The following is a 23,836-nucleotide window of genomic DNA, read 5'->3' on the forward strand; positions in this document are numbered from 1 at the left end:
GTGGCGAAGATGATGAAGGGGAAACATATTTTGCTCTGCGTCACCGGAGGGGTGGCCGCCTATAAGGCGGCGGCGTTGACAAGCCAGTTAACCCAGCGCGGCGCGGAAGTGAAAGTGATCATGACCGAAGGGGCGTGCCAGTTTATTACTCCGCTTACGTTCCAAGCGTTGTCGCGCCAAGAAGTATATATCGACACGTTTGCCGAAAACAACCCGGCCGTTATCGCTCATATCGATTTGGCTGACTGGGCTGACCTTGTCCTTGTTGCCCCGGCGACAGCCAATACGATCGCCAAGCTGGCTGCCGGCATCGCCGACAATATGGTGACGACGACGATTTTGGCGACGAAAGCGCCGGTGTGGATCGCCCCGGCGATGAACGTTCATATGTACGAGCATCCGGCCGTCCGAGCAAATATCGAGCAGTTGTACCGGTTCGGTTACCGGTTCATTGAGCCGTCGGAAGGCTATTTGGCGTGCGGCTATATCGGCAAAGGGAGGCTGGAGGAACCGGAAAAAATTATCGCCCATATCGAGCGCTTTTTCGCAGACGATCCGCCGTTGTTCTGTGGGAAGCACGTCCTTGTCACTGCCGGGCCGACGCGGGAAAAGCTCGATCCGGTTCGCTATTTTTCCAACTATTCGAGCGGCAAAATGGGCTATGCGATTGCCGAAGCAGCAGCCCGCTTCGGCGCTTCGGTGACGCTTGTCTCCGGCCCGACGGCGCTTGCGGCACCCGATGGCGTCGAGATAGTGCCGGTTGAGTCGGCTGCTGAAATGTATGAAGCGGTGATGGCTCGCTTTGCGGAAACGGACATTGTCATTAAGGCAGCGGCAGTTGCTGATTATCGGCCGAAATACGTCGCGGCGGAAAAAATTAAAAAGCAGCCCGGCGATTATGTTGTGGAGATGGAGCGGACGATCGACATTTTAAAAACACTTGGCGAGCAGAAAACAAGGCAAATTCTAGTCGGATTTGCGGCCGAAACGGACAACCTCGAACAGTATGCGTTGAAAAAGCTTGAAGAAAAGCGGCTTGACCTTGTCATTGCCAACAATGTGACTGAAGAAGGGGCGGGGTTTGCCGGTGATACAAACATCGTCACGATTTTCCGCCGCGACGGCGCCACTCGTCCGTTGCCGCTCATGACGAAACGAGAGGCCGCTGAGGAAATTTTAAAAGAAATTCACGCGTATACCGAGGGGATTCGATGAAGGTTGCATCGGTCATTGTCGATGTCCCGACGCGGCAAACAGACCGCCCGTTCGACTATTTGATTCCTGAGCGCTGGCGCGGCATCATCCAGCCGGGAATGCGGGTGACGGTGCCGTTCGGAGCGCGACGCCTGCAAGGGTTTGTCATTGGAGTAAAAGATCACTCTGAGATCAAGCAGTTAAAGCCGATTGAACATGTACTTGATGTCGTGCCGGTATTAAATGAAGAACTGCTTGACCTCGGCCGCTATTTAACGGAAACGACGCTCTGTTTTGCCATTTCGGCGTATCAAGCGATGTTGCCGGCGGCGATGCGGGCGAAGTATGAAAAGCTGCTCCGCCTAACGGATGAACGAAAGCGCGAGATGCTGCCGGACGACTTAAAGCCGCTGTTTGCCAACCGAGTAGAAGTCGCTTGGAAAGACGTCGAGACGGCCGGCTTATGGCGGGCGGCACAAAGGGCAGTGCAGCAAGGCGTGCTTGAAGCGGTCTACGAAGTGAAAGAAAAAGCTGGGAAGAAAACGGTGAAGCATGTTGTTCTTGCTGTTCCAGCAGAGCAGGCGAAAGACGCGCTGGCAGCGCTTCCGGCAAGGCAAAAAGACGTGCTTTCGTTTTTGCTTGAAAAAGAGGAAGCGGTGCCGGTCGCCAAGCTACAAGCGGCGCTTGGTGTTTCCTCTGCACCGCTTAAAGCGCTCGTCGGCAAAGGGCTGATTGCGATGAGCGATGTTGAAGTTTATCGCGATCCGTACGAACATCGTACGTTTCAGCCAAGCGAACCGCCGACGCTCACCCAAGCGCAGACCAAGGCGTTGGCGGCAATTACCGCTTCGGTGCGCGCTAGGGAGCACCGTACGTTTTTGCTTTACGGCGTCACCGGCAGTGGGAAAACGGAAGTGTATATGCAGGCGATTGAAGAAGTGTTGCGCCAAGGGAAAGAGGCGATCGTTCTCGTGCCGGAAATCTCGCTGACGCCGCAAATGGTCGAGCGCTTTAAAGGCCGGTTCGGCCCGAAAGTAGCGGTGCTCCACAGCGGGCTGTCAGTCGGCGAAAAATATGATGAATGGCGGAAAATCCATCGGAAAGAGGTACAGCTTGTTGTCGGTGCGCGTTCCGCAGTATTTGCCCCGTTTGAAGACTTAGGGATGATCATTATCGACGAGGAACATGAGACGAGCTATAAGCAAGAAGAAATGCCGCGCTACCATGCGCGGGATGTTGCCATTTACCGCGCCCGCCGCCACCGCTGTCCGGTCGTGCTCGGCAGCGCCACTCCATCGCTTGAAACGTTCGCACGTGCCGTCAAAGGGGTGTATGAGCTGCTTGAACTGCCGGAGCGGATTGCTGATCGCGGCATGCCGGATGTCCATATTGTCGATATGCGCGAGGAATTGCGCAGCGGCAATCGTTCGATGTTTTCACGGCGATTGCTTGATGAGCTGCGTCTTCGACTGGAACGCGGCGAGCAGGCGGTATTGTTTTTAAATCGACGCGGCTATTCGACGTTTGTCATGTGCCGCGGCTGTGGCTATGTCATCTGTTGCCCGCATTGCGACATTTCGCTTACGTATCATCGCGCGGGAGAGAGGATGAAATGCCATTATTGCGGTTACGAAGAGCCGCTAGTTCCTCGCTGTCCATCGTGCGGAAGCGAACATATCCGCTTTTTCGGCACCGGCACGCAAAAAGTGGAAGAAGAGTTGGTCAAGCTGTTGCCGAAGGCGCGCATCATCCGCATGGATGTCGATACGACGGGGCGGAAAGGGGCGCATGAAGAGTTGCTCTCCCGCTTTGCTGCCAAAGAGGCGGATATTTTGCTCGGCACGCAAATGATCGCCAAGGGGCTTGATTTTCCTGACGTGACGCTCGTCGGTGTGCTTGCGGCCGATACGATGCTTCATCTGCCCGATTTTCGCGCCGCAGAGAAAACATTTCAGCTGCTGACGCAAGTGAGCGGGCGCGCCGGACGGCATGAGCTTCCCGGTGAAGTCGTCATCCAGACGTATACGCCGGATCACTACAGCATTGAGCTCGCCGCCCGCCACGATTATCGCGCCTTTTACCGACGGGAGATGACGCTGCGCAAAGCGCATGGCTATCCGCCATACTACTATTTGACGCTCATTACCGTCGCTCACGAGGAAGCGCCGGCCGCCGCCAAAGCGGCCGAAAAAATCGCTGCCTATTTGCGCAAACAACTGTCGAATGAAGCGGTCGTCCTCGGCCCGGTCGCCTCACCGATCGCTCGCCTTCATGATAGATATCGTTACCAATGCATGATAAAATACAAACGGGAACCGAACATAACGGCGGCGCTGAAAGCGGTCATCGATCGTTATCAAGCGGATGCCACCCACGGTGGGGTGGCGATTACCGTCGATACGAACCCGTATATGATGATGTGAAAATGGAGGAATGACGTTGTCTGTATTGCCGATTGTCACCTATCCTGCTCCAGTTTTGGAACAACCGTGCGCGCGGGTGACGGTCTTTGACCGCCAGCTCGGCCGGTTGCTTGACGATATGTATGAGACGATGATTGCCGCTGATGGAGTTGGCTTGGCCGCCCCGCAAGTTGGCATTGCCAAACAGGTTGCTGTCGTCGATATCGGCGATGAGCATGGCCGGATTGAGCTTATCAATCCAGTTATCATCGAAGCGCGCGGTGAACAAATTGATGTTGAAGGCTGCTTGAGCTTTCCTGGTCTGTTTGGCGAAGTGCCGCGCGCCAATTATGTGAAAGTGCGGGCGCAAAACCGGCGCGACCGTCTGTTTACACTCTCTGCGACCGGCTTTTTAGCGCGCGCCTTGCAGCACGAAATCGATCACTTGCACGGCGTGTTGTTTACATCGAAAGTGATCCGTTACTGCGATCTTGAAGAATTGGAAGGGTAGATGCTGATGACGAACATTGTCTTTATGGGAACGCCTGATTTTGCGGTGCCGGTTTTACGGCAGCTGCTTGATGACGGGTATCGGGTTGTTGCCGTTGTTACGCAGCCGGACAAGCCGAAAGGGCGAAAGCGCGAGCTTGTTCCGCCCCCCGTTAAGGTCGAGGCGCAAAAACACGGCATCCCGGTATTGCAACCGACGAAAATTCGTGAACCGGAACAATACGAACAAGTGCTGGCGTTTGCGCCTGACTTGATCGTGACCGCGGCATTTGGACAAATTTTGCCTAAGGCTCTGCTTGACGCTCCCAAATATGGCTGCATTAATGTTCACGCCTCGCTTCTTCCCGAGCTGCGCGGCGGTGCGCCGATCCATTATGCCATTTGGCAAGGGAAAACGAAAACAGGTGTCACGATTATGTATATGGCGGAAAAGTTGGATGCCGGCGACATGTTGACGCAAGTCGAAGTGCCGATTGAAGAAACCGATACCGTCGGCACACTGCATGATAAATTGAGCGCTGCCGGGGCTAAACTATTATCAGAAACGCTCCCGCTTTTATTGGAAGGTAACCTTGCGCCTATTCCGCAAGAGGAAGAGAAAGCGACATATGCTCCGAATATCCGGCGTGAACAAGAGCGGATTGACTGGGCGCAGCCTGGTGAGGCGATTTACAACCATATCCGTGCTTTTCATCCGTGGCCGGTTACGTATACGACATACGACGGGAACGTTTGGAAAATCTGGTGGGGCGAAAAAGTGCCGGCGCCAAGCTTAGCGTCGCCAGGCACGATTTTATCGCTTGAGGAAGACGGCATCGTCGTCGCCACCGGCAGTGAGACGGCCATTAAAATTACTGAATTGCAGCCGGCCGGCAAAAAGCGAATGGCGGCCAGCGAGTTTTTGCGCGGTGCTGGCAGCCGGCTTGCGGTCGGCACGAAGCTAGGAGAGAACAATGAACGTACGTGAACTTGCTTTAGACACGCTGTTGGCCATCGAACAAAAAGGGGCTTACAGCCATTTGCAACTGAACAACGCCATTCAAAAAGGGCGTCTTGACGGGCGCGATGCGGCGTTGCTGACAGAAATCGTGTACGGCACCATACAGCGGCGCGATACGCTCGATTATTATTTGACACCGTTTTTGCGCAAGGCGCGCCGGCTTGAGCAATGGGTGCGCGTGCTTCTGCGGCTGACGCTGTACCAAATGGTATATTTAGATCGCGTTCCGGATCACGCCGCCATCTTTGAAGCGGTGGAAATCGCCAAACGGCGCGGCCATCGCGGCATCGCTTCGCTTGTGAACGGTGTCTTGCGCACCATTGGCCGCGAGGGGCTGCCGTCGCTTGATGCCATTAACGATTCTGCAAAGCGGCTCGCCGTCGCCACAAGCCATCCGGAATGGCTTGTCCGTCGCTGGATCGAGCAATACGGTCCTGAGGAGACGGCGCGCATGTGCGAGACGAATTTGCGTCCGCCACAATCGACCGCCCGCGTCAATCGGATGCGGGCGACGGTGGAGGAAGCGCTTGAGCGGCTTGGCAGCGAAGGAGTGAAGGCTGTTCGAGGTCTTCTTGCTCCGGAGGCCATCCGAGCCGAAAACGGGAATTTCGCTCATACGGAGGCATTTCACTCCGGTTGGCTGACGATCCAAGATGAAAGCTCGATGCTCGTCGCCCGCGCTCTCGACCCGGCGGCAGGGGAACGGGTGCTCGACTGCTGTGCGGCGCCGGGGGGGAAAACGACCCATATCGCTGAACGGATGGACGGCCGCGGCGAAGTGGTTGCTGTTGATGTTCACGAGCATAAAGTGAAGCTCATTGAACAACAAGCGCAAAGGCTCGGCCTTGACAATATCAGGACGCTCGCCCTTGATAGCCGCCGGCTCGGCGAGCGGTTCGCTCCTGAGTCGTTTGACCGTATTTTAGTCGATGCACCGTGCACCGGGTTTGGCGTCATCCGCCGCAAACCGGAGATCAAGTACACAAAAGGGAACGATGATGTCGCGGCGCTTGTTGAGATTCAACAAGCCATTTTGCGGGCGGCTGCCCCACTCTTGAAAAAAGGGGGCACGCTTGTCTACAGCACGTGTACGATCGAGCGTGAAGAAAATGAAGAAGCCATCGCCCGCTTTTTGGCCGATCATCCGGATTTTTCGCTCGACGACCGTCTCGTCGAGCGGCTGCCGGATGCGGTGCGGCCGTATGTTCAAAAAGGCATGCTGCAATTGCTGCCGCATTATTTTGATTCCGACGGGTTTTTTATCGCCCGGTTACGAAAGAAGGGGTAGTAAGTGGAAATGACGAATACGGCTGCCCGCCGGTCCACCGGCGAAGCGCAGCTGCTACCGTTGCCGTCGATTTATTCACTGACGCTTGATGAATTGAAGGAATGGCTCGTTGCTCACGGTGAAAAACCGTTTCGTGCCACGCAAATTTATGAGTGGCTGTATGGAAAGCGTGTTACCGATTTTGCTGAGATGACGAACTTGCCCAAACGACTGCGCGAACAGCTCGCCTCGGCGTTTTCGATCACCACGTTAAAAACGATCGTGAAGCAAACATCGAAAGACGGGACGATCAAATTTTTGTTCGAGCTGCACGATGGTTATTCGATCGAGACGGTGCTCATGCGCCATAACTACGGCAATTCTGTGTGCGTCACGACACAAGTTGGATGTCGCATCGGTTGTACGTTTTGCGCTTCGACGCTCGGTGGGCTGAAGCGCCATTTGGAAGCAGGGGAAATCGTCGCTCAAGTCGTGCAAGTGCAAAAGGCACTCGATGAAACGGAAGAGCGTGTCAGCAGCATTGTCGTGATGGGCATCGGTGAGCCGTTTGACAACTACGATGCGCTCATCAAGTTTTTGCGTATTGTCAACCATTCGAAAGGGCTGAACATCGGCGCTCGCCATATTACCGTTTCTACGAGCGGCATCATCCCGAAAATTTATCAATTTGCCGATGAAGGGATGCAAATTAATTTCGCCATTTCGTTGCATGCGCCGACGACCGAGCTGCGGACGAAGCTCATGCCGATCAATAAGGCGTACCCGTTGCCAAAGCTGATGGAGGCGGTTCGGTATTACATTGAAAAAACGGGGCGGCGCGTGACATTTGAATATGGGCTGTTTGGTGGGGTGAATGACCAGCTTGAGCATGCCGAGCAGCTCGCTGAGCTGCTGAAAGGGTTGAAATGCCATGTGAACCTCATTCCGGTCAACTATGTGCCGGAACGCAACTATGTGCGCACGCCGCGCAACCAAATTTTCGCCTTTGAACGGGCGTTGAAAAAACATGGAATTAATGTCACCATTCGCCGCGAACACGGACATGACATCGATGCCGCCTGCGGACAGCTTCGCGCGAAGGAGCGAAAAGAAGAGACGAGGTGAATCGGATGCAAGCCGTTTTCCGAACCGATATCGGGCAAATTCGCGAGTATAACGAAGACAGTGGCGGCGTATTTGCCAATCAAAGCGGCCAATATTTAGCGGTCGTCGCTGATGGGATGGGTGGTCACCGTGCTGGCGATGTAGCGAGCGCGATGGCTGTCGCATATTTGCAACAACAATGGGAGCAAGAGCGTCATCTCTCCTCTCCAACTGAGGCTGAACAGTGGTTGAAATCGCATATTGCGGTTGCGAACGAACGATTGCTTCGCCATGCGCTTTCTCACCCGGAGTGCCAAGGGATGGGGACGACGGTCGTCGTTGCGATTTGCACCAGCTCGTTTGTCACAATTGCTCATATCGGCGACAGCCGCTGTTACTTGTTGAACCAAAACGGAATCCAGCAGCTGACCGATGACCATTCCCTTGTCAATGAGCTTGTCAAAAGCGGACAAATTTCCAAGGAAGATGCCGAGCATCACCCGCGCAAAAATGTGCTCTTGCGGGCGCTCGGCACCGAGCCAGCGGTGAAGATTGATGTCAAAACCGTCTCGATTGACGAGGACGATATGCTTCTTTTATGTTCGGACGGGTTGTCCAATAAAGTGCCAGAAGCGGACATCGTACATATTTTGACAAGCGGCGGCACGCTCGAGGAAAAGGCCGAGGCGCTCATTGATTTAGCGAACGAGCGGGGTGGGGAAGATAACATTTCGCTGGCGGTCATCGATTTTTCATCGGAACGTGAAGGTGGGTGATCGGCGTGCTCATCGGAAAACGATTGAATGACCGCTATAAAATCATCAGCCTCATCGGCGGCGGCGGCATGGCGAACGTTTATTTAGCGCGAGACATCATTTTGGAGCGCGATGTCGCTGTCAAAGTGCTCCGGCTTGACTTTGCCAACGATGAACAGTTTATTAAACGGTTTCGCCGTGAAGCGCAGGCAGCAACGAGCTTAAATCATGAGCATATCGTCTCCATTTATGACATTGGTGAAGAAGAAGGCGTCTATTATATTGTCATGGAGTATGTGCGTGGCGCAACGCTTAAGCAATACATTCAACAGTACGCTCCGCTTCCGGTCGAACAAGCACTCCGCATCATGGATCAGCTGACCTCAGCGATCGCTCATGCCCATGAGAATGGCATCATCCACCGTGACATTAAACCACAAAACATTTTGCTCGATGAGGACGGCAATGTGAAAGTGACGGACTTTGGCATCGCCGTGGCGATGAGCGGAACGACGATCACACAAACGAATTCGGTGCTTGGTTCGGTTCATTATTTGTCACCGGAACAGGCTCGTGGTGGCATTGCCACTGAAAAGTCGGATATTTATTCGCTCGGCGTTGTCATGTTTGAACTTGTCACCGGTCGTCTGCCGTTTTCTGGAGAATCAGCTGTTTCGATTGTGTTAAAGCATTTGCAGGAGGAAACGCCATCACCAAAGGATTGGAATCCGGAGATTCCGCAAAGCGTGGAGAACATTATTTTAAAAGCGATGGCGAAAGACCCATTTTATCGCTACCCATCTGCCCAGGAAATGAATGAGGATATCCGGACAGCGCTTGACCCAAGGCGGCGCAATGAGGCAAAATTTACGATCCCTGATGATGATGAGGCGACGAAAGTCATTCCGGTTATGAAACGACCAGAAAGCGCGGCGTTAGAGCAGGAGACGATCATTGATGAAGAAAAAGTGAACGAATCGGCAAAAACAGCCGACGAGCCAAAGCAGAAACCGAAACCAAAACCAAAGCCAAAATCAAAACGAAAACGGATGTGGATCACCTGGCTTGCGGCAGCCCTATTGTTGTTAGGTGTAGTAGGCGTGAGTGCGCTCACTTGGATTCCAGATCTTGTTTTTCCGAAGGACGTGACAATACCCGATGTCACCAATAAAGAGTACGATGAAGCCGTTGAAGAGCTATCGGCGCTCGGTTTGGAAATTAAGGATACGATCGATGTGGAAGATGATACAATAGAAGAAGGAAAAGTTGTGCGCACTGATCCGGAAGCTGGCATGACGGTGAAGCCAGGGGCTGGCGTTATCATTTATAAAAGTGTCGGAAAGAAGAAAATCGAGTTTCCGAGCTTTATTGGTGATGAGATTTCGGTGGCTGAGAAGGAGCTGCGCGCTGAAGGGTTTACACGCATCACGCGCAACGGCCGCTATAGCGACAAACCGGAAGGAACGATTTTGGATCAATATCCGTATGCTGGCGATGAAGTCGTACCTGATGAAACGGAAGTCATCTTTACCGTCAGCTTGGGGCCGGAAAAAGTGAGGCTCAAAGATTTGACCGGCTATACCGAAAAGAGTGTGCGCGACTACGTCGAAGACCAAGGGCTCCGCATTGAGGTGACATATGAGCATTCTGATGACGTGCCGGAAGGGCTTGTTATTTCACAAACGCCGGCGGCGGGCGAACAGGTGGAAAAAGGAAAGACGATCACAGTTGTTATTTCCCGGGGTCCGGAGCCGAAGCCGTCAAAAACGGTGGTGAAAGAAATCACAATACCGTATGAACCGGCGGAAGAGGGGCAAATAGTCAAAGCTCAACTGTACATTCAAGACGCCAACCATAATATGACAACACCGTATAAAACATATCAGTTAACACAGTCAGTGACAGAGACGGTCGAGTTTGAAATTCCGTACGGGGAGACGGCCTATTACCGCGTCATTGTCAACAATGTCGTCAAAGATGAAGGGACGATTCCGTATCCAGAAAACGGCGGAAAAAAGGAGTGAAGCTATGGCAGAAGGGCAAATTATTAAAGCGTTAAGTGGGTTTTATTATGTCCTCTCTGAAGGCAAGGTGTTTCAATGCCGGGGACGGGGCGTGTTTCGTAAGCAAAAAGTGACGCCGCTTGTCGGCGACCGGGTCGTCTTTACAGCGACGGGTGAGGCGGAAGGATATATTTTGGAGATTTGTGAACGCCAAAATGAATTAGTGCGGCCGCCGGTTGCCAACGTTGAACAGGCGATTTTAGTTTTTTCGGCCGTAAGCCCTGATTTCAGCGCCAAGCTGCTAGATCGCTTTCTTGTTTTAGTCGAATCAAAGAACATTACCCCCGTCATTGTCATTAGCAAAATCGACTTGCTTGATGGGGGAATGAAAGAGACGATCGCTCAATATGTGCGTGATTACCGGCGCATCGGCTATGAGGTGATTGAGACATCAACGGTGACAAAAGAAGGTCTCGACGAGCTGATGTCGCACCTTTGTGGCCGCGTTTCTGTCGTTGCCGGGCAGTCGGGCGTCGGCAAGTCATCGTTGCTCAACGCTCTCCGTCCGGACTTGCAATTGAAAACGGGCGATATTTCGACCCATTTAGGGCGCGGTAAACATACGACCCGCCATGTCGAGCTGCTTGCGATCGCCGGTGGGCTCGTTGCCGATACCCCGGGGTTTAGCGCGCTGGAGTTTGACCATATTGAGCTTGATGAGTTGCCGTATTACTTTCCAGAATTTCGGGCGTACGGAGAAGGGTGCAAGTTCCGTGGCTGCCTCCACGTCGCTGAACCAAAATGTGCGGTGCGCGAAGCGGCGGAGGCCGGGGACATCGCACCGTACCGCTATGGCCATTATTTAAGTTTTGTCGCTGAAATGAAAGAACGAAAGCCGAGGTATTAAACAATGATTCGGATTGCGCCATCGATTTTATCGGCCGACTTTGCCCGTTTGGCCGAAGAGATTCGTTCTGTTGAAGAAGGTGGGGCCGACTGGATTCATGTTGATGTAATGGACGGACATTTTGTGCCGAACTTGACGCTCGGTCCGCCGATTGTGGCTGCCATTCGTCCAGTGACGAAGCTGCCGTTGGACGTCCATTTAATGATCACTGATCCGGACCGATATATTCCAGCATTTGTCGAGGCGGGGGCTGATCTCATTTCCGTCCATGTCGAGGCGTGTGTGCATTTGCATCGGACGATCCATTTTATTAAAGAACAAGGCGTCAAAGCAGGAGTCGTGTTAAACCCGCATACGCCGGTTGACATGATCCGACATGTAATTGCCGATGTTGATCTCGTTTTATTGATGTCGGTCAACCCAGGGTTTGGAGGACAGGCGTTTATTCCGGCTGTGGTGCCGAAAATCCGCGAGGTTGCTCGGCTGGCTAATGAGCAGAACAAGAAGATCGATATTGAGGTGGATGGCGGTGTCAACGCGAAAACGGCGCCGCTTTGCGTCGAAGCAGGTGCCAACGTGCTTGTTGCTGGATCAGCCATTTACAATAATCCCGACAGGGCGGCCGCCATTCGCGCTCTCCGTGAAGTATGCACCAGATAGCGTTAGAGGCGGCGCTCAACGTTCTAAATATACTTCACATTTGCCATTCTAAGGAGGGCAATGGTCAGTCAAACATCGATTTACAGGATGAAAAAGGCACATAACCAACCAGTCATTGCCCTTGCAAAAGGCAAAGGGGGGAGAGAATGATCATCCATATCGTCGGCGGCGGACCACGCGAGCTTCTCCCTGACTTGCGCTTTTATGATGGTGAAGATGTGTGCTGGGTCGGCGTCGATCGCGGTACAATGACGTTGCTTGAGGCAGGTTTTCGGCCGGTGCGGGCGTTTGGCGACTTCGATTCGCTGCCGGCCGAGGACGTTGTCAAGCTGCAGCAGGCATTTCCAGACCTTGACGTATGGCCGGCAGAAAAAGACAAAACCGATATGGAGATCGCCCTGGATTGGGCGGTTGAACAAACGGCTCGCTGCATTCGCCTGTTCGGTGCGACCGGCGGGCGGCTTGATCATTTGTTTGGGAACGTCGAGCTGTTGCTGAAATACGCTGACCGTCCGATTGAAATCGTCGACCGGCAAAACGTGTTGACCGTTCATTTGCCTGGTACGTATACGGTCATGTATGACGCGCGGTACTGCTACGTATCGTACATCCCGGTTTCCGAAACAGTGGCTGAATTCACGCTCACCGGATTTAAATATCCGTTAACTAACTGTCATATTTCCCGTGGCTCCACACTATGTATTAGTAACGAACTTATCCAGTCTTCCGGTACTTTTTCGTTTTCCGAAGGCATATTAATGATGATAAGGAGCAGCGACTCCAGCTGCCTGTAGTTGCGATTGGTCAATTCGGGAATATACTGAATAAGGAAATGATGGGAAGCTCGTTACGATGGGTGTGAGGAGGGAATCGGGATGAAGTTTTATACCATTAAGCTGCCGAAGTTTTTAGGTGGGATTGTGCGGGCGATGTTGAACGCATTCAGAAAAGGATAAGAAAAAAGCACCATTTTTGGTGCTTTTTTTGTTGGATGGTTAGACGCGTTTAATTTTCCCGGATTTCAGTGCGCGCGCCGAAACCCAAACACGTTTCGGTTTGCCATCGACTAAAATGCGCACTTTTTGTAAGTTGGCTTTCCACGTGCGGCGGTTAGCATTCATAGCGTGCGAACGCGTGTTGCCGAACGATTTTTTCTTGCCGGTGACAAAGCATTTTGCCATTCGTTTTCCCTCCTTGCTTTAACATCCCTCTAAAAACACTATTATAATTTATCACACAACCGACGGGATTGCAATAGACGCGCCTTTTCCCTTTCAAGAAAATATCCTTGACATATATTTCAGTTTTCGGCTAAATAATACTAGTGGGTGGCCGGAGCGCTTTGAAAACGGTAAGCATTATAGTACAATAAGAGTAGCTGTGCGATGATACGAAAAAGGGGGAACGAGCATGTCGATCGAATGGCAAACAAAACATGGGCGCATTGAAATCTCCAATGAAGTCATTGCCATGATTGCGGGGGGAGCGGCCGTCGATTGCTACGGCATTGTTGGAATGGCGTCCAAAAACCAAATTCGCGATGGGTTGTCGGAAATTTTGCGCCGTGAAAACTTCTCCAAAGGGGTCATCGTCCGGGAGGAAAACGGCGAAGTACATATCGATATGTACATCATCGTCAGCTACGGGACGAAAATTTCCGAAGTCGCCCATAACGTGCAATCAAAAGTAAAGTATACGCTCGACCAAACGCTCGGGTTGGCGGTTCAGTCAATCAACATTTACGTTCAAGGGGTTCGGGTGACGAATCCGTAGTAAGGAGGAATTAGTCGGTGACAATGAGGACGCTTGACGGAAGACGGTTTGCCGATATGGTGCAGCAAGGGGCCGCACACTTAGCGAACAACGCCAAAGCGGTCGATGCGCTGAACGTCTTTCCGGTTCCAGATGGCGATACGGGCACAAATATGAACTTGTCAATGACGTCCGGGGCGAAAGAAGTGAAGGCGAACGTCTCCGACCATATCGGCAATGTCGCCGCGGCGTTGGCAAAAGGATTGTTGATGGGGGCGCGCGGTAATTCCGGCGTCATTTTGTCGCAGTTGTTCCGCGGGTTTGCCAAGGCAGTCGAAGGCAAACAACAAGTGAATGCCTTCGAATTCGCCGCTGCTTTGCAAGCGGGGGTCGACACGGCCTACAAGGCGGTCATGAAACCGGTCGAAGGGACGATTCTCACCGTTGCAAAAGAGGCGGCACGCCAAGCGATTGATGTAGCGAAAAAAGAGCGCGATGTCGTCGCGGTAATGGAAGCGGCACTTGCCAAAGCAAAAGCAGCATTGCAACGCACGCCGGAGTTGCTGCCTGTCCTAAAGGAAGTCGGGGTTGTTGACAGCGGCGGCCAAGGGCTCGTGTATGTGTACGAAGGGTTTCTCGCCGCTTTGAAAGGGGAAACGATAACGACGACGCGCACCGAAGTGTCGATGGATGATTTGGTGAAAATGGCGCACCATCAAAGCGCGCAAAGCCATATTCACACCGATGAGATCGAGTTTGGCTATTGTACGGAATTTATGGTTCGCTTTGAGGAGGACAAGCTCGCGCGGCATCCGTTTTCCGAAGAAACGTTTCGTCGCGAGCTAAGCCGGTTTGGCGATTCATTGCTTGTTGTCGCTGACGAAGAGTTAGTCAAAGTGCACATCCATTCGGAAACGCCGGGTGAGGTATTGACTTACGGCCAGCGCTACGGAAGCCTAATCAATATTAAAATTGAAAACATGCGCGAACAGCATGCCAACATCGTCGGCAAAGAGGCGGAAGCTCCGTCCCGGGCTGACGTGGAGGAAGTAAAGCCATATGGTATCGTCACCGTGGCGATGGGCGCCGGCGTGGCTGAACTGTTTCGAAGCATCGGTGCGCACGCGGTGATTGAAGGTGGGCAAACGATGAATCCGAGCACGGAAGAAATCGCTGATGCCATCCGCAGCGCCAACGCGGAAACGGTGTTTGTGCTGCCGAACAACAAAAACGTTGTGATGGCGGCCAAGCAGGCTGCAGAACTTTCGGAACGGCGCGTGATTGTCATCCCATCGAAAACGGTTCCGCAAGGCATGGCCGCGCTTTTAGCCTTCAATCCAGCGCAATCGGCTGAGCAAAATGAGCAGTCGATGACGGCAGCGCTGTCGCGGGTGAAAACGGGGCAAGTAACGGTTTCCGTGCGCGATACGACGATCGAAGGCATCGAGATTCAAAAAGGCGATTACATGGGGCTGGCTGATGACCGCATCATCGTCGCTGATAAGGACAAAATCGCGGTCACGAAGCAGTTGCTTGATGCGCTTATCGATGAGGAAAGCGAAATCGTCACCATCTTGTACGGTGAAGATGCGACTGAAGTGGAAGTAGAAACGATTGTTGCTTATCTTGAAACGGAACATGATGAAGTGGAAGTGGAAATACATAACGGTCAACAGCCGTTATACCCGTTTGTCATTTCTGTTGAGTAATATGTTAAGATAATAGAAGGGAGAGTTCCCTTCTATTTTTTCTGTACGAACGGGGGTCGCAACGATGAAATACAAAAGTGTCTTTGATATTATCGGTCCAGTAATGGTGGGGCCGTCGAGTTCGCATACAGCTGGGGCAGCGCGCATTGGTCTTGTTGCGCGCAAACTGTTTGGCAGAAAACCGGAGTGGGCGCACATCTCATTTTACGGATCGTTTGCTGAGACGTACCGCGGGCATGGCACCGATGTCGCCATCGTCGCTGGGTTGCTCGGTTTTGATACGTTTGATGACCGTCTTCCGAATGCGCTCGAAATTGCTCGCATCGAAGGGCTCGATGTATCTTTTTTCACGGAAGAAGCGATTCCGCATCATCCGAATACAGCGCGTCTGCGGATTGGCGATGATAAAGGAAAACTCGAGCTTGTCGGTGTTTCCATCGGCGGAGGGAAAATCGAAATTATCGAGTTAAATGGCTTTGACTTGAAGTTATCCGGCCATCATCCGGCGCTACTAATCATGCATAATGATCGATATGGGACGATTGGAGCAGTAGCCAGCACATTGGCAAAGCATGCGATTAATATCGGTCATATGGAAGTGTCGCGCAAGGAAAAAGGAAAAGAAGCGTTGATGACGATCGAGGTCGACCAGCCGCTGTCAGATGATCTTATCCAAGAGTTGGAACAGTTACCAAATATCATTCAGGTCACGAAGCTTGTCGATTAAAAAAGAAAGCGGTTGCGAACGGGCATGGAAGTGAAACAGCAGCGGTGCTTTGTCAAGAAAGGATGGGATAATGAATGTTTCGCAATGTCGCTGAACTTGTAGAGTTAGCTGAAAAAGAGCAAATCAAAATCGCGGAAGTAATGATTCGACAAGAAATAGAAGTGAGTGGGCGAAGCCGGGAAGAGATTGTTGCGCAAATGGATCGTCATCTTGAGGTGATGGAGCGGGCAGTCGAGAGAGGGCTGCAAGGGGTTGTGTCCCGATCTGGGTTGACTGGCGGCGATGCAATGCGAATGCAGCGCTATATTGAAGCGGGGCGATTTTTGTCTGGGGAAACGATTTTGGACGCCGTCAGCAAAGCGATGGCAACAAACGAAGTGAACGCATCGATGGGTGTCATTTGCGCCACACCGACAGCGGGCTCGGCCGGTGTCGTCCCGGGGACGCTGTTCGCGGTAAAGGAGAAATTGCAGCCGACAAGAATAGAAATGATTGAATTTTTGTTTACAGCCGGAGCGTTTGGCTATGTTGTTGCCAATAATGCGTCCATTTCCGGCGCTGCCGGCGGTTGCCAGGCGGAAGTTGGTTCAGCGGCCGGCATGGCTGCCGCCGCGCTCGTTGAGTTGGCCGGCGGTACGCCCAGCCAAGCAGCTGAAGCGATGGCCATCGCGTTAAAAAATATGCTTGGATTAGTCTGTGACCCCGTTGCTGGTCTTGTTGAAGTGCCGTGTGTGAAGCGAAATGCCATGGGAGCGGCGAATGCCATGATCGCCGCTGATATGGCGTTAGCTGGCGTCAAAAGCCGCATTCCATGCGACGAAGTGATTGAAGCGATGTATCGTATCGGTGCGGCAATGCCAGTCGCACTCAAAGAAACTGCGCAAGGGGGGCTGGCCGCTACGCCGGCAGGCCGCGCCATTGCGGCCCGTATTTTCGGTGCGGCGGCGACAAAGTGAATGAAACGATGCTGCAACCAGTGACGGCGGTGAAAGGCATCGGTGCAGAAACGGCGGCCGCGCTCGCTGACCTCGGCATTACGACGGTCGGCGAGTTGCTTAACTATGCACCGTACCGGTATGACGATTACGAACAAAAAGATTTGGCCGCTGTCCGCCATGAGGAAAAGGTGACGGTTGAAGGGAAAGTGCATAGCGCCCCGCTCCTGACGTATTACGGAAAAAAAAAGTCGCGCCTTTCTTTTCGGTTGTTGACTGGCCGCTATTTAATCACCGTCGTTTGCTTTAACCGCCCGTATTTGAAGGGGAAAATCACCTTAAACGAAACGGTGACGGTAATCGGCAAATGGGATCGGCATCGGCAGACCATCAACGCGTATGAGCTTCGGTTCGGGGCTGCTCCGGAGGCGACCGGCATTGAGCCGGTGTATTCGGTACGCAGCCCGCTGACAGTTAAGACGATGCGCCGGTTGATCAAGGCAGCGTTCGCCCAGTTCGGCATGCACATTCCTGACTTGCTGCCGCCTGCCTTGCGCCGCGCTTATCGCCTTATCGACAAACAAGAAGCGGTTCGTGCTCTTCACTTTCCTCGTTCTCGCGAAGAGCTGCATCAGGCGCGGCGCCGGCTCGTCTACGAAGAGTTTTTGCTTTATCAGCTGAAAATGCAGGCACTAAGAAAGGTTATGCGCGACGAACGGCGCGGTATCATCCATTCATTCCCAGAAGAACAGCTTGCGTCGTTTCTTTCCGGGTTGCCGTTTTCGTTAACAAACGCCCAGCGGCGCGTCATCAGGGAAATTTTAGATGATATGCGTGCACCGAGGCAAATGAACCGGCTTTTGCAAGGAGATGTCGGCTCTGGCAAGACAGTTGTTGCCGCAGTTGCGCTCTATGCCGCCGTGTTATCCGGGTTTCAAGGGGCGCTGATGGTGCCGACGGAAATTTTGGCTGAACAGCACGCCCGCTCGCTTGCAGAGTTGTTTGCTGATACAGGCGTGACAGTCGAGCTGTTGACAAGTTCGGTGAAAGGAAAACGGCGCAAAGAGCTGCTTGCGAAATTGGAGGACGGGACGGTGGATATTGTCATCGGTACACACGCCTTAATTCAAGAGGGAGTGCAGTTCCGCCAGCTCGGTCTCGTCATTACCGATGAACAGCACCGATTCGGCGTCGAGCAGCGCCGTGTTTTGCGTGAGAAAGGACACGCGCCGGATGTGTTGATGATGACGGCGACGCCCATCCCACGCACACTCGCCATCACAGCGTTTGGCGATATGGATGTTTCAGTGCTCGATGAAATGCCGGCCGGACGAAAAAAAGTGGAGACGTATTGGGTGAAGCATAACCAGTTTGCTCGTGTGCTTGATTTTATTGAAAAAGAACTGCGGCGCGGTCATCAAGCATATGTGATTTGCCCGCTCATTGAAGAGTCGGAAAAATTGGATGTGCAAAACGCCATTGATGTCCATAGTCAGCTCGTCTATTACTACCGTGGAAAATATGAAGTCGGCCTCATGCACGGCCGGTTGTCGGCCGATGAAAAAGAAGCCGTCATGCGAGCGTTCAGCGAAAACCGCATCCACGTACTCGTTTCAACGACCGTCGTTGAAGTTGGAGTGAACGTTCCGAACGCGACAGTGATGGTCATTTATGATGCTGAGCGATTTGGACTTGCCCAACTTCACCAATTGCGCGGCCGGGTCGGGCGCGGTGATGCCCAGTCGTACTGTATTTTAATCGCGGATCCGAAGTCGGAAATCGGCAAAGAACGAATGCACATTATGACGGAAACGACGGACGGGTTCGTGCTTGCGGAGAAAGACCTAGAGCTGCGCGGACCGGGTGATTTTTTTGGCACGAAACAAAGCGGACTCCCGGAATTCCAATTCGGCGACCCGGTGCATGATTACCGCATTTTAGAAGTCGCCCGCCGCGATGCGGCCAAGCTCGTTTCGTCCGCTGCGTTTTGGCGCGATGAGGCGTACGCCGGGTTGCGAGCCGAACTGGAAGCGTCCGGCGTGCTTGATGGGGAAAAACTAGATTGATAGACGAACGGTGAGGCGGTCGGGGTGCATGCGCGCCCCTCTGTTTTTTATGGGCGTCTTTTTTTTTCGGAGCATCGATTTGGGCTTCACGGCGGACTAAGCATGAATAACGGTTTTCGGCAAAATGTGGACGCTTTTCACTTTTTCTGCTTGCATTCCGGTTTTTGATATTATATATTACTTTTAGTACCTAGTCATAAAATCGGACGGTGTAACGAATCGATGAGAAAAAGCAAACGCGAACGGCAACGGTTGCTGCAGGAGACGATCCGGGAAAACCCGTTTGTGACTGACGAAGAGTTGGCGGAGAAATTTTCCGTCAGCGTGCAGACGATCCGCCTTGACCGGCTTGAGCTGTCGATTCCCGAGCTGCGCGAGCGCATCAAACACGTCGCCCGTCAGTCGTTCGCTGATAAAGTGCGAGCGTTGCCGCTTGAAGAAGTGATTGGAGATATCATTGACATCGAGCCAGATGCGAGTGCCATTTCGATTTTTGATGTCAAAGAAGAACACGTTTTTCGGCGCACCCGCATTGCCCGCGGCCATCATTTGTTCGCCCAAGCGAATTCGCTCGCTGTCGCCGTCATTCATGATGAATTGGCACTGACGGCGAAGGCGACGATCCGTTTCGTGCGCCAAGTGAAAGCAGGCGAGCGGGTCGTGGCGAAGGCGAAAGTAACGGGCAAAACGAAGAGCGGGCGCACGGTCGTTGATGTGAACAGCTATGTCGGCCAAGAGCTCGTGTTTTCAGGAACGTTCGAAATGTATCGCTCAAACATGGAAAAAAAGGATGGCGACAGCAATGAATATCGCGATTGACGCTATGGGGGGAGATCACGCCCCGCAAGAAATCGTGCGCGGGGCGGCAAGAGCCGCCGCGCATTTTTCTGATATTCGCATTACCTTAATTGGCGATGAAGCAAAAATTCGCCCGTACTTGCAGAATGAGGAGCGCATTTCGATCATTCATGCTGATGAAGTGATTGAAGCGACCGATGAGCCGGTGCGGGCGGTGCGGCGCAAAAAAAATTCGTCGATGGTGCGCATGGCAGAAGAGGTGAGGGAAGGGCGTGCGGACGCCTGCATTTCCGCCGGCAATACCGGGGCGCTTATGGCTGCCGGGCTGTTTGTCGTCGGGCGGATTGCGGGCATCGACCGGCCGGCGCTTGCGCCGACGTTGCCGACGTTAGACGGAAAAGGGTTTGTCTTTTTAGATGTCGGAGCGAACGTTGATGCCCGCCCTGAGCATTTGCAGCAATATGCGCTCATGGGTCATGTATACGCCAAACAAGTGCGAGGCATCGCGAACCCGCGCATCGGTTTGCTCAATGTCGGCACAGAAGACCAGAAAGGGAATGAAACGACGAAGCGGGCATTTGCCTTGCTGAAAGAAACGAATCTTCATTTTATCGGCAACGTTGAAGCGCGCGACTTGTTGCAAGGGGTAGCTGATGTCGTCGTTGCTGATGGCTTTTCCGGCAATGTTGCCTTAAAAACGATCGAGGGAACGGCCATGGCGCTCTTTTCCTTGCTCAAACAGACGCTGACAAGCAGTGTGACGGCCAAACTTGCCGCTGCAGCCCTCAAGCCGAAGCTTTCTGGGCTGAAAAAGATGATGGACTACTCCGAATACGGCGGCGCAGCACTGTTTGGCTTGAACGCCCCAGTCATTAAAGCGCACGGTTCATCTGATGCGAACGCTATTTTCCACGCCGTCCGCCAGGCGCGCGAAATGGTAGCGAATGATGTGATCGGCACGATCAAAGCGGAGCTTGAACGGACATCATAAACCAAGGAGGAACGGGAATGGGGAAAATCGCCTTTTTATTTCCAGGTCAAGGATCTCAAACGGTCGGCATGGCGAAAGACGCCGCTGACCATGATGCCCGCGCCCGGGCGGTTATCGAAGCGGCCGACGAACGGCTCGGCTTTCCGCTTTCAGCGCTCATGTTTAATGGGCCGCAAGAGGAGCTGACGCTGACATACAACGCCCAGCCGGCACTTTTGACTGCGAGCATCGCTTTGTTGGAGCTTGTCAAAGCTGCTGGTCTTAAGGCTGATTATGTCGCCGGCCATAGTTTAGGTGAATATACGGCACTTGTCGCTGCCGGTGCGATGTCGTTTGCCGACGCTGTCTATGCAGTGCGCCGCCGCGGCGAGCTGATGGACGAAGCAGTGCCAGCCGGTGAAGGCACGATGGCTGCCGTGTTAGGGATGGAAGCGGAGGTGCTTGAGGCGGTGACGAATGAAATTACTGCCCAAGGCGATCCGGTCGAGCCGGCTAACTTCAACTGTCCAGGGCAAATCGTCATCTCCGGTTCGAAAGCGGGGGTGGAAAAAGCGGGGCAGCTGGCGAAAGAGCGCGGTGCCAAACGCGTCATTCCGCTTGAGGTGAGCGGCCCGTTCCATTCAGCGCTGATGAAACCGGCGGCAGAACAGTTGCAAGAAGTCCTTTCCGGCTTGGTCATCCGCGATGCTGACATTCCGGTTATCGCCAATGTGACTGCTGAACCGGTGATGAACAAAGAAGACATCGCTCGCCTGCTCATTGAGCAGCTGTACTCGCCGGTGCGTTGGGAGCAGTCGGTACGCACGCTTTTGGCGCTTGGTGTCGACACGTTTTTGGAAATTGGGCCTGGGAAAGTATTGTCCGGCCTCGTGAAAAAAATTGACCGCAACGCCCGCATTTATGCGGTAAACGATCTCGCTTCCTTAGAAGCGACCGTTGCGGCGTTGAAAGGAGAATCATGATGCTCGAAGGAAAAATCGCTCTCGTCACTGGAGCATCGCGCGGCATCGGGCGGGCAGTCGCTCTTGAGTTGGCCCGCCAAGGGGCAAATGTTGCCGTCAACTATGCCGGCAGTGAAGCAAAGGCGAATGAAGTCGTCGACATGATCCGCTCGCTCGGCCGCGAAGCGTTCGCCGTACAGGCGGATGTCGCCCGCGCCGAGGATGTGGAGCGCATGGTAAAAACGGTGCTTGATCAATTCGGACGCCTCGACATTTTAGTTAATAACGCCGGCATTACGCGCGACAATTTATTGATGCGGATGAAAGAAGAAGAATGGGATGCCGTGATTAACACGAACTTAAAAGGGGTATTTCTTTGTACGAAGGCCGTCACACGGCCGATGATGAAGCAGCGTTACGGGCGGATCATCAACGTTGCTTCGGTCGTTGGCGTGATTGGAAACCCTGGCCAGGCGAATTACGTCGCCGCCAAAGCCGGCGTCATCGGGTTGACGAAGACGGCGGCGCGCGAATTGGCCAGCCGGAACATTACGGTTAACGCCATCGCGCCGGGATTTATTACGACCGACATGACGGAAGCGCTCAGCGCGGAGCTGAAAGAAGAAATGTTAAAGCAGATTCCGCTCGCCCGCTTCGGCGAGCCGGATGATGTGGCCCGTGTTGTCGCGTTTCTCGCTTCGGACGCGGCTGGCTATATGACAGGCCAGACGCTTCATGTCGATGGCGGCATGGTGATGCCGTAATAAACGCCTCTAGTATTTTTTTGACGAATCGACTATAATCATGAAGGGAGGTGAACGCAATGGCAGACGTATTGGAGCGTGTAACGAAAATTATTGTCGATCGCTTGGGTGTTGACGAATCGCAAGTCACGCTTGAAGCATCGTTCAAAGATGATTTGGGCGCCGACTCGCTCGACATCGTCGAACTAGTTATGGAGCTCGAAGACGAATTCAACATGGAAATTTCCGATGAAGAAGCGGAAAAAATCGTCACAGTCGGAGATGCTGTGAACTACATAAAAAGCCAACTGTAATGCCGCTTTTTTGCAAAGTCCCGTTGCTCCGAACGGGGCTTTCTCTGCTTTTTAAGGAACGCTTGGCGAGCCTTGCGGCAAAAGTGAACTGTTCTCGTTGGCGTAGCGGGTCAGTGAACGGATATAATAAAAGATAGTATACGGCCAGTTTGTCTGGAATGAAGTCGGAGGGCATTTTTATGTCAAAACAAAGAGATAAAGGGCGCATTTACGAAAAAAGGCGGGCGAAGTTTCAAGAACTGCAGAAGAAAATCGGCATCACCTTCCAAAATGAAAAGCTATTGATACAAGCGTTCACCCATTCATCGTATGTGAATGAGCATCGGCGGCGGTTCCATGAGGACAACGAGCGGCTTGAGTTTTTAGGCGACGCCGTGTTGGAGCTGACCGTTTCCCAATATTTATTTCAAAAGTTTCCGCATATGAGTGAAGGGCAATTGACGAAACTGCGGGCGGCCATTGTCTGTGAGCCGTCGCTTGTGAAATTTGCCAACGCCTTGTCGTTCGGCGAGCTTGTTTTGCTCGGCAAAGGCGAAGAGCTGACTGGGGGGCGGACGCGCCCGGCGTTGCTCGCCGACGTGTTCGAGGCGTTTATTGGCGCCCTTTATTTGGACCAAGGAATGGACGTGGTCCTTCGTTTTTTAGGACAAACGATGTTCCCGAAGATTGACGAAGGTGCTTTTTCTCATGTGATGGATTTTAAAAGCCAGTTGCAAGAATTGGTGCAACGCGATGGCAGCGGAACGCTTGAATACGCCATTTTGGAAGAAAAAGGACCGGCTCACAATAAAGAATTTGTCGCCCGTGTGGCATTGAACGGGCAAGAGCTCGGCGTCGGTGTCGGCCGCTCGAAAAAAGAGGCTGAGCAACATGCGGCGCAAATGGCGCTCGAAACGTTGCGGGCCGCCGACAAGCAATAAAAGGCTGGCGCTTGACGTCAGTCTTTTTCTATCGGCGTTTTTCTGCCTTTGTATGGTATATTGATAAAAGATAGAACATCCTTGTCCGCCGTTCAGTCCGACGGATGGGGATGTTTCCGATGGATTATACAGCGGAAA

General features: G+C 53.0%; 24 protein-coding genes. 23 read left to right on the forward strand and 1 reads right to left on the reverse strand.

The window, feature by feature from the left end; all coding sequences use genetic code 11:
- Window positions 1–9 precede the first annotated feature (9 nt).
- The 12 genes from coaBC to spoVM all read left to right on the forward strand — a co-directional run bounded on the left by coaBC (window position 10) and on the right by spoVM (window position 12,758).
- Window positions 10–1,215, forward strand: coding sequence for a bifunctional phosphopantothenoylcysteine decarboxylase/phosphopantothenate--cysteine ligase CoaBC (coaBC, locus tag NSQ22_RS06115; RefSeq protein ID WP_087959931.1), 1,206 nt, complete (start codon window positions 10–12; stop codon window positions 1,213–1,215).
- A complete protein-coding gene (priA, locus tag NSQ22_RS06120; protein ID WP_081157089.1) occupies window positions 1,212–3,617 on the forward strand; it encodes a primosomal protein N' in 2,406 nt (801 codons plus the stop codon). Before coaBC ends, priA begins: the two co-directional genes overlap by 4 nt.
- Before the next feature lie 16 nt (window positions 3,618–3,633).
- Window positions 3,634–4,107 carry a peptide deformylase gene (gene def, locus NSQ22_RS06125; RefSeq protein ID WP_099233553.1) on the forward strand — a complete coding sequence of 158 codons (474 nt, stop codon included), beginning with the start codon at window positions 3,634–3,636 and terminating at the stop codon, window positions 4,105–4,107.
- A gap of 6 nt (window positions 4,108–4,113) precedes the next feature.
- Window positions 4,114–5,073: a methionyl-tRNA formyltransferase gene (fmt, locus tag NSQ22_RS06130; protein ID WP_011887115.1), complete on the forward strand. Its 960-nt coding sequence runs from the start codon at window positions 4,114–4,116 to the stop codon at window positions 5,071–5,073.
- Complete coding sequence (rsmB, locus tag NSQ22_RS06135; protein ID WP_029760440.1) at window positions 5,060–6,394, forward strand: 16S rRNA (cytosine(967)-C(5))-methyltransferase RsmB; 1,335 nt, start codon at window positions 5,060–5,062, stop codon at window positions 6,392–6,394. The genes fmt and rsmB overlap by 14 nt, the downstream gene beginning before the upstream one ends.
- Before the next feature lie 3 nt (window positions 6,395–6,397).
- Window positions 6,398–7,498, forward strand: a complete 1,101-nt coding sequence (gene rlmN, locus NSQ22_RS06140) for a 23S rRNA (adenine(2503)-C(2))-methyltransferase RlmN (RefSeq protein ID WP_008878636.1) — start codon at window positions 6,398–6,400, stop codon at window positions 7,496–7,498.
- A 5-nt stretch (window positions 7,499–7,503) separates the two neighbouring features.
- Complete coding sequence (locus NSQ22_RS06145) at window positions 7,504–8,253, forward strand: Stp1/IreP family PP2C-type Ser/Thr phosphatase (protein ID WP_008878635.1); 750 nt, start codon at window positions 7,504–7,506, stop codon at window positions 8,251–8,253.
- Window positions 8,254–8,258: 5 nt separating this feature from the next.
- Window positions 8,259–10,256 carry a Stk1 family PASTA domain-containing Ser/Thr kinase gene (gene pknB, locus NSQ22_RS06150; RefSeq protein ID WP_081157112.1) on the forward strand — a complete coding sequence of 666 codons (1,998 nt, stop codon included), beginning with the start codon at window positions 8,259–8,261 and terminating at the stop codon, window positions 10,254–10,256.
- A gap of 4 nt (window positions 10,257–10,260) precedes the next feature.
- On the forward strand, window positions 10,261–11,142 hold the full coding sequence (gene rsgA, locus NSQ22_RS06155) for a ribosome small subunit-dependent GTPase A (RefSeq protein WP_029760443.1): 882 nt from the start codon (window positions 10,261–10,263) through the stop codon (window positions 11,140–11,142).
- A gap of 3 nt (window positions 11,143–11,145) precedes the next feature.
- Window positions 11,146–11,802, forward strand: a complete 657-nt coding sequence (gene rpe, locus NSQ22_RS06160) for a ribulose-phosphate 3-epimerase (RefSeq protein ID WP_029760444.1) — start codon at window positions 11,146–11,148, stop codon at window positions 11,800–11,802.
- Between the two features lie 146 nt (window positions 11,803–11,948).
- A complete protein-coding gene (locus NSQ22_RS06165) occupies window positions 11,949–12,596 on the forward strand; it encodes a thiamine diphosphokinase (RefSeq protein ID WP_008878631.1) in 648 nt (215 codons plus the stop codon).
- An 81-nt stretch (window positions 12,597–12,677) separates the two neighbouring features.
- Window positions 12,678–12,758 (forward strand): stage V sporulation protein SpoVM, encoded by an 81-nt coding sequence (gene spoVM, locus NSQ22_RS06170; RefSeq protein ID WP_035497997.1) that lies wholly within the window; start codon window positions 12,678–12,680, stop codon window positions 12,756–12,758.
- A gap of 39 nt (window positions 12,759–12,797) precedes the next feature.
- Here the strand turns inward: spoVM and rpmB are convergent, their stop codons facing one another.
- The gene (gene rpmB / locus NSQ22_RS06175) at window positions 12,798–12,983 is read right to left on the reverse strand and encodes a 50S ribosomal protein L28 (protein ID WP_008878630.1); all 186 of its coding nucleotides are present in this window, start codon (window positions 12,981–12,983) and stop codon (window positions 12,798–12,800) included.
- 229 nt (window positions 12,984–13,212) lie between these two features.
- Here rpmB and NSQ22_RS06180 point away from each other — a divergent pair, with 229 nt between their 5' ends.
- The 11 genes from NSQ22_RS06180 to rnc all read left to right on the forward strand — a co-directional run bounded on the left by NSQ22_RS06180 (window position 13,213) and on the right by rnc (window position 23,698).
- Entirely contained in the window at window positions 13,213–13,575 is a 363-nt protein-coding gene (locus NSQ22_RS06180; RefSeq protein ID WP_008878629.1) for an Asp23/Gls24 family envelope stress response protein, read from the forward strand.
- A 17-nt stretch (window positions 13,576–13,592) separates the two neighbouring features.
- On the forward strand, window positions 13,593–15,263 hold the full coding sequence (locus tag NSQ22_RS06185; protein ID WP_060475736.1) for a DAK2 domain-containing protein: 1,671 nt from the start codon (window positions 13,593–13,595) through the stop codon (window positions 15,261–15,263).
- 64 nt (window positions 15,264–15,327) lie between these two features.
- Window positions 15,328–15,990 (forward strand): L-serine ammonia-lyase, iron-sulfur-dependent subunit beta, encoded by a 663-nt coding sequence (sdaAB, locus tag NSQ22_RS06190; RefSeq protein WP_011887118.1) that lies wholly within the window; start codon window positions 15,328–15,330, stop codon window positions 15,988–15,990.
- Between the two features lie 74 nt (window positions 15,991–16,064).
- Window positions 16,065–16,946 (forward strand): L-serine ammonia-lyase, iron-sulfur-dependent, subunit alpha, encoded by an 882-nt coding sequence (gene sdaAA, locus NSQ22_RS06195; RefSeq protein ID WP_029760446.1) that lies wholly within the window; start codon window positions 16,065–16,067, stop codon window positions 16,944–16,946.
- On the forward strand, window positions 16,943–18,991 hold the full coding sequence (gene recG, locus NSQ22_RS06200; protein WP_099232874.1) for an ATP-dependent DNA helicase RecG: 2,049 nt from the start codon (window positions 16,943–16,945) through the stop codon (window positions 18,989–18,991). The genes sdaAA and recG overlap by 4 nt, the downstream gene beginning before the upstream one ends.
- A gap of 222 nt (window positions 18,992–19,213) precedes the next feature.
- Window positions 19,214–19,810 (forward strand): transcription factor FapR, encoded by a 597-nt coding sequence (gene fapR, locus NSQ22_RS06205; protein WP_008878624.1) that lies wholly within the window; start codon window positions 19,214–19,216, stop codon window positions 19,808–19,810.
- Window positions 19,794–20,780: a phosphate acyltransferase PlsX gene (gene plsX / locus NSQ22_RS06210; protein ID WP_008878623.1), complete on the forward strand. Its 987-nt coding sequence runs from the start codon at window positions 19,794–19,796 to the stop codon at window positions 20,778–20,780. Before fapR ends, plsX begins: the two co-directional genes overlap by 17 nt.
- Window positions 20,781–20,797: 17 nt before the next feature.
- Window positions 20,798–21,742 (forward strand): ACP S-malonyltransferase, encoded by a 945-nt coding sequence (fabD, locus tag NSQ22_RS06215; protein WP_060475738.1) that lies wholly within the window; start codon window positions 20,798–20,800, stop codon window positions 21,740–21,742.
- Window positions 21,742–22,485, forward strand: coding sequence for a 3-oxoacyl-[acyl-carrier-protein] reductase (gene fabG / locus NSQ22_RS06220; RefSeq protein WP_008878621.1), 744 nt, complete (start codon window positions 21,742–21,744; stop codon window positions 22,483–22,485). The genes fabD and fabG overlap by 1 nt, the downstream gene beginning before the upstream one ends.
- 59 nt (window positions 22,486–22,544) lie before the next feature.
- Complete coding sequence (locus NSQ22_RS06225) at window positions 22,545–22,778, forward strand: acyl carrier protein (protein WP_008878620.1); 234 nt, start codon at window positions 22,545–22,547, stop codon at window positions 22,776–22,778.
- Between the two features lie 179 nt (window positions 22,779–22,957).
- Entirely contained in the window at window positions 22,958–23,698 is a 741-nt protein-coding gene (gene rnc / locus NSQ22_RS06230; protein ID WP_008878619.1) for a ribonuclease III, read from the forward strand.
- The last annotated feature ends 138 nt before the right edge of the window (window positions 23,699–23,836 follow it).

Origin of the sequence: Geobacillus sp. FSL K6-3411 (genome assembly GCF_037965715.1) — a bacterium.
In the GTDB taxonomy this organism is placed as follows: Bacteria; Bacillota; Bacilli; order Bacillales; family Anoxybacillaceae; genus Geobacillus; species Geobacillus thermodenitrificans.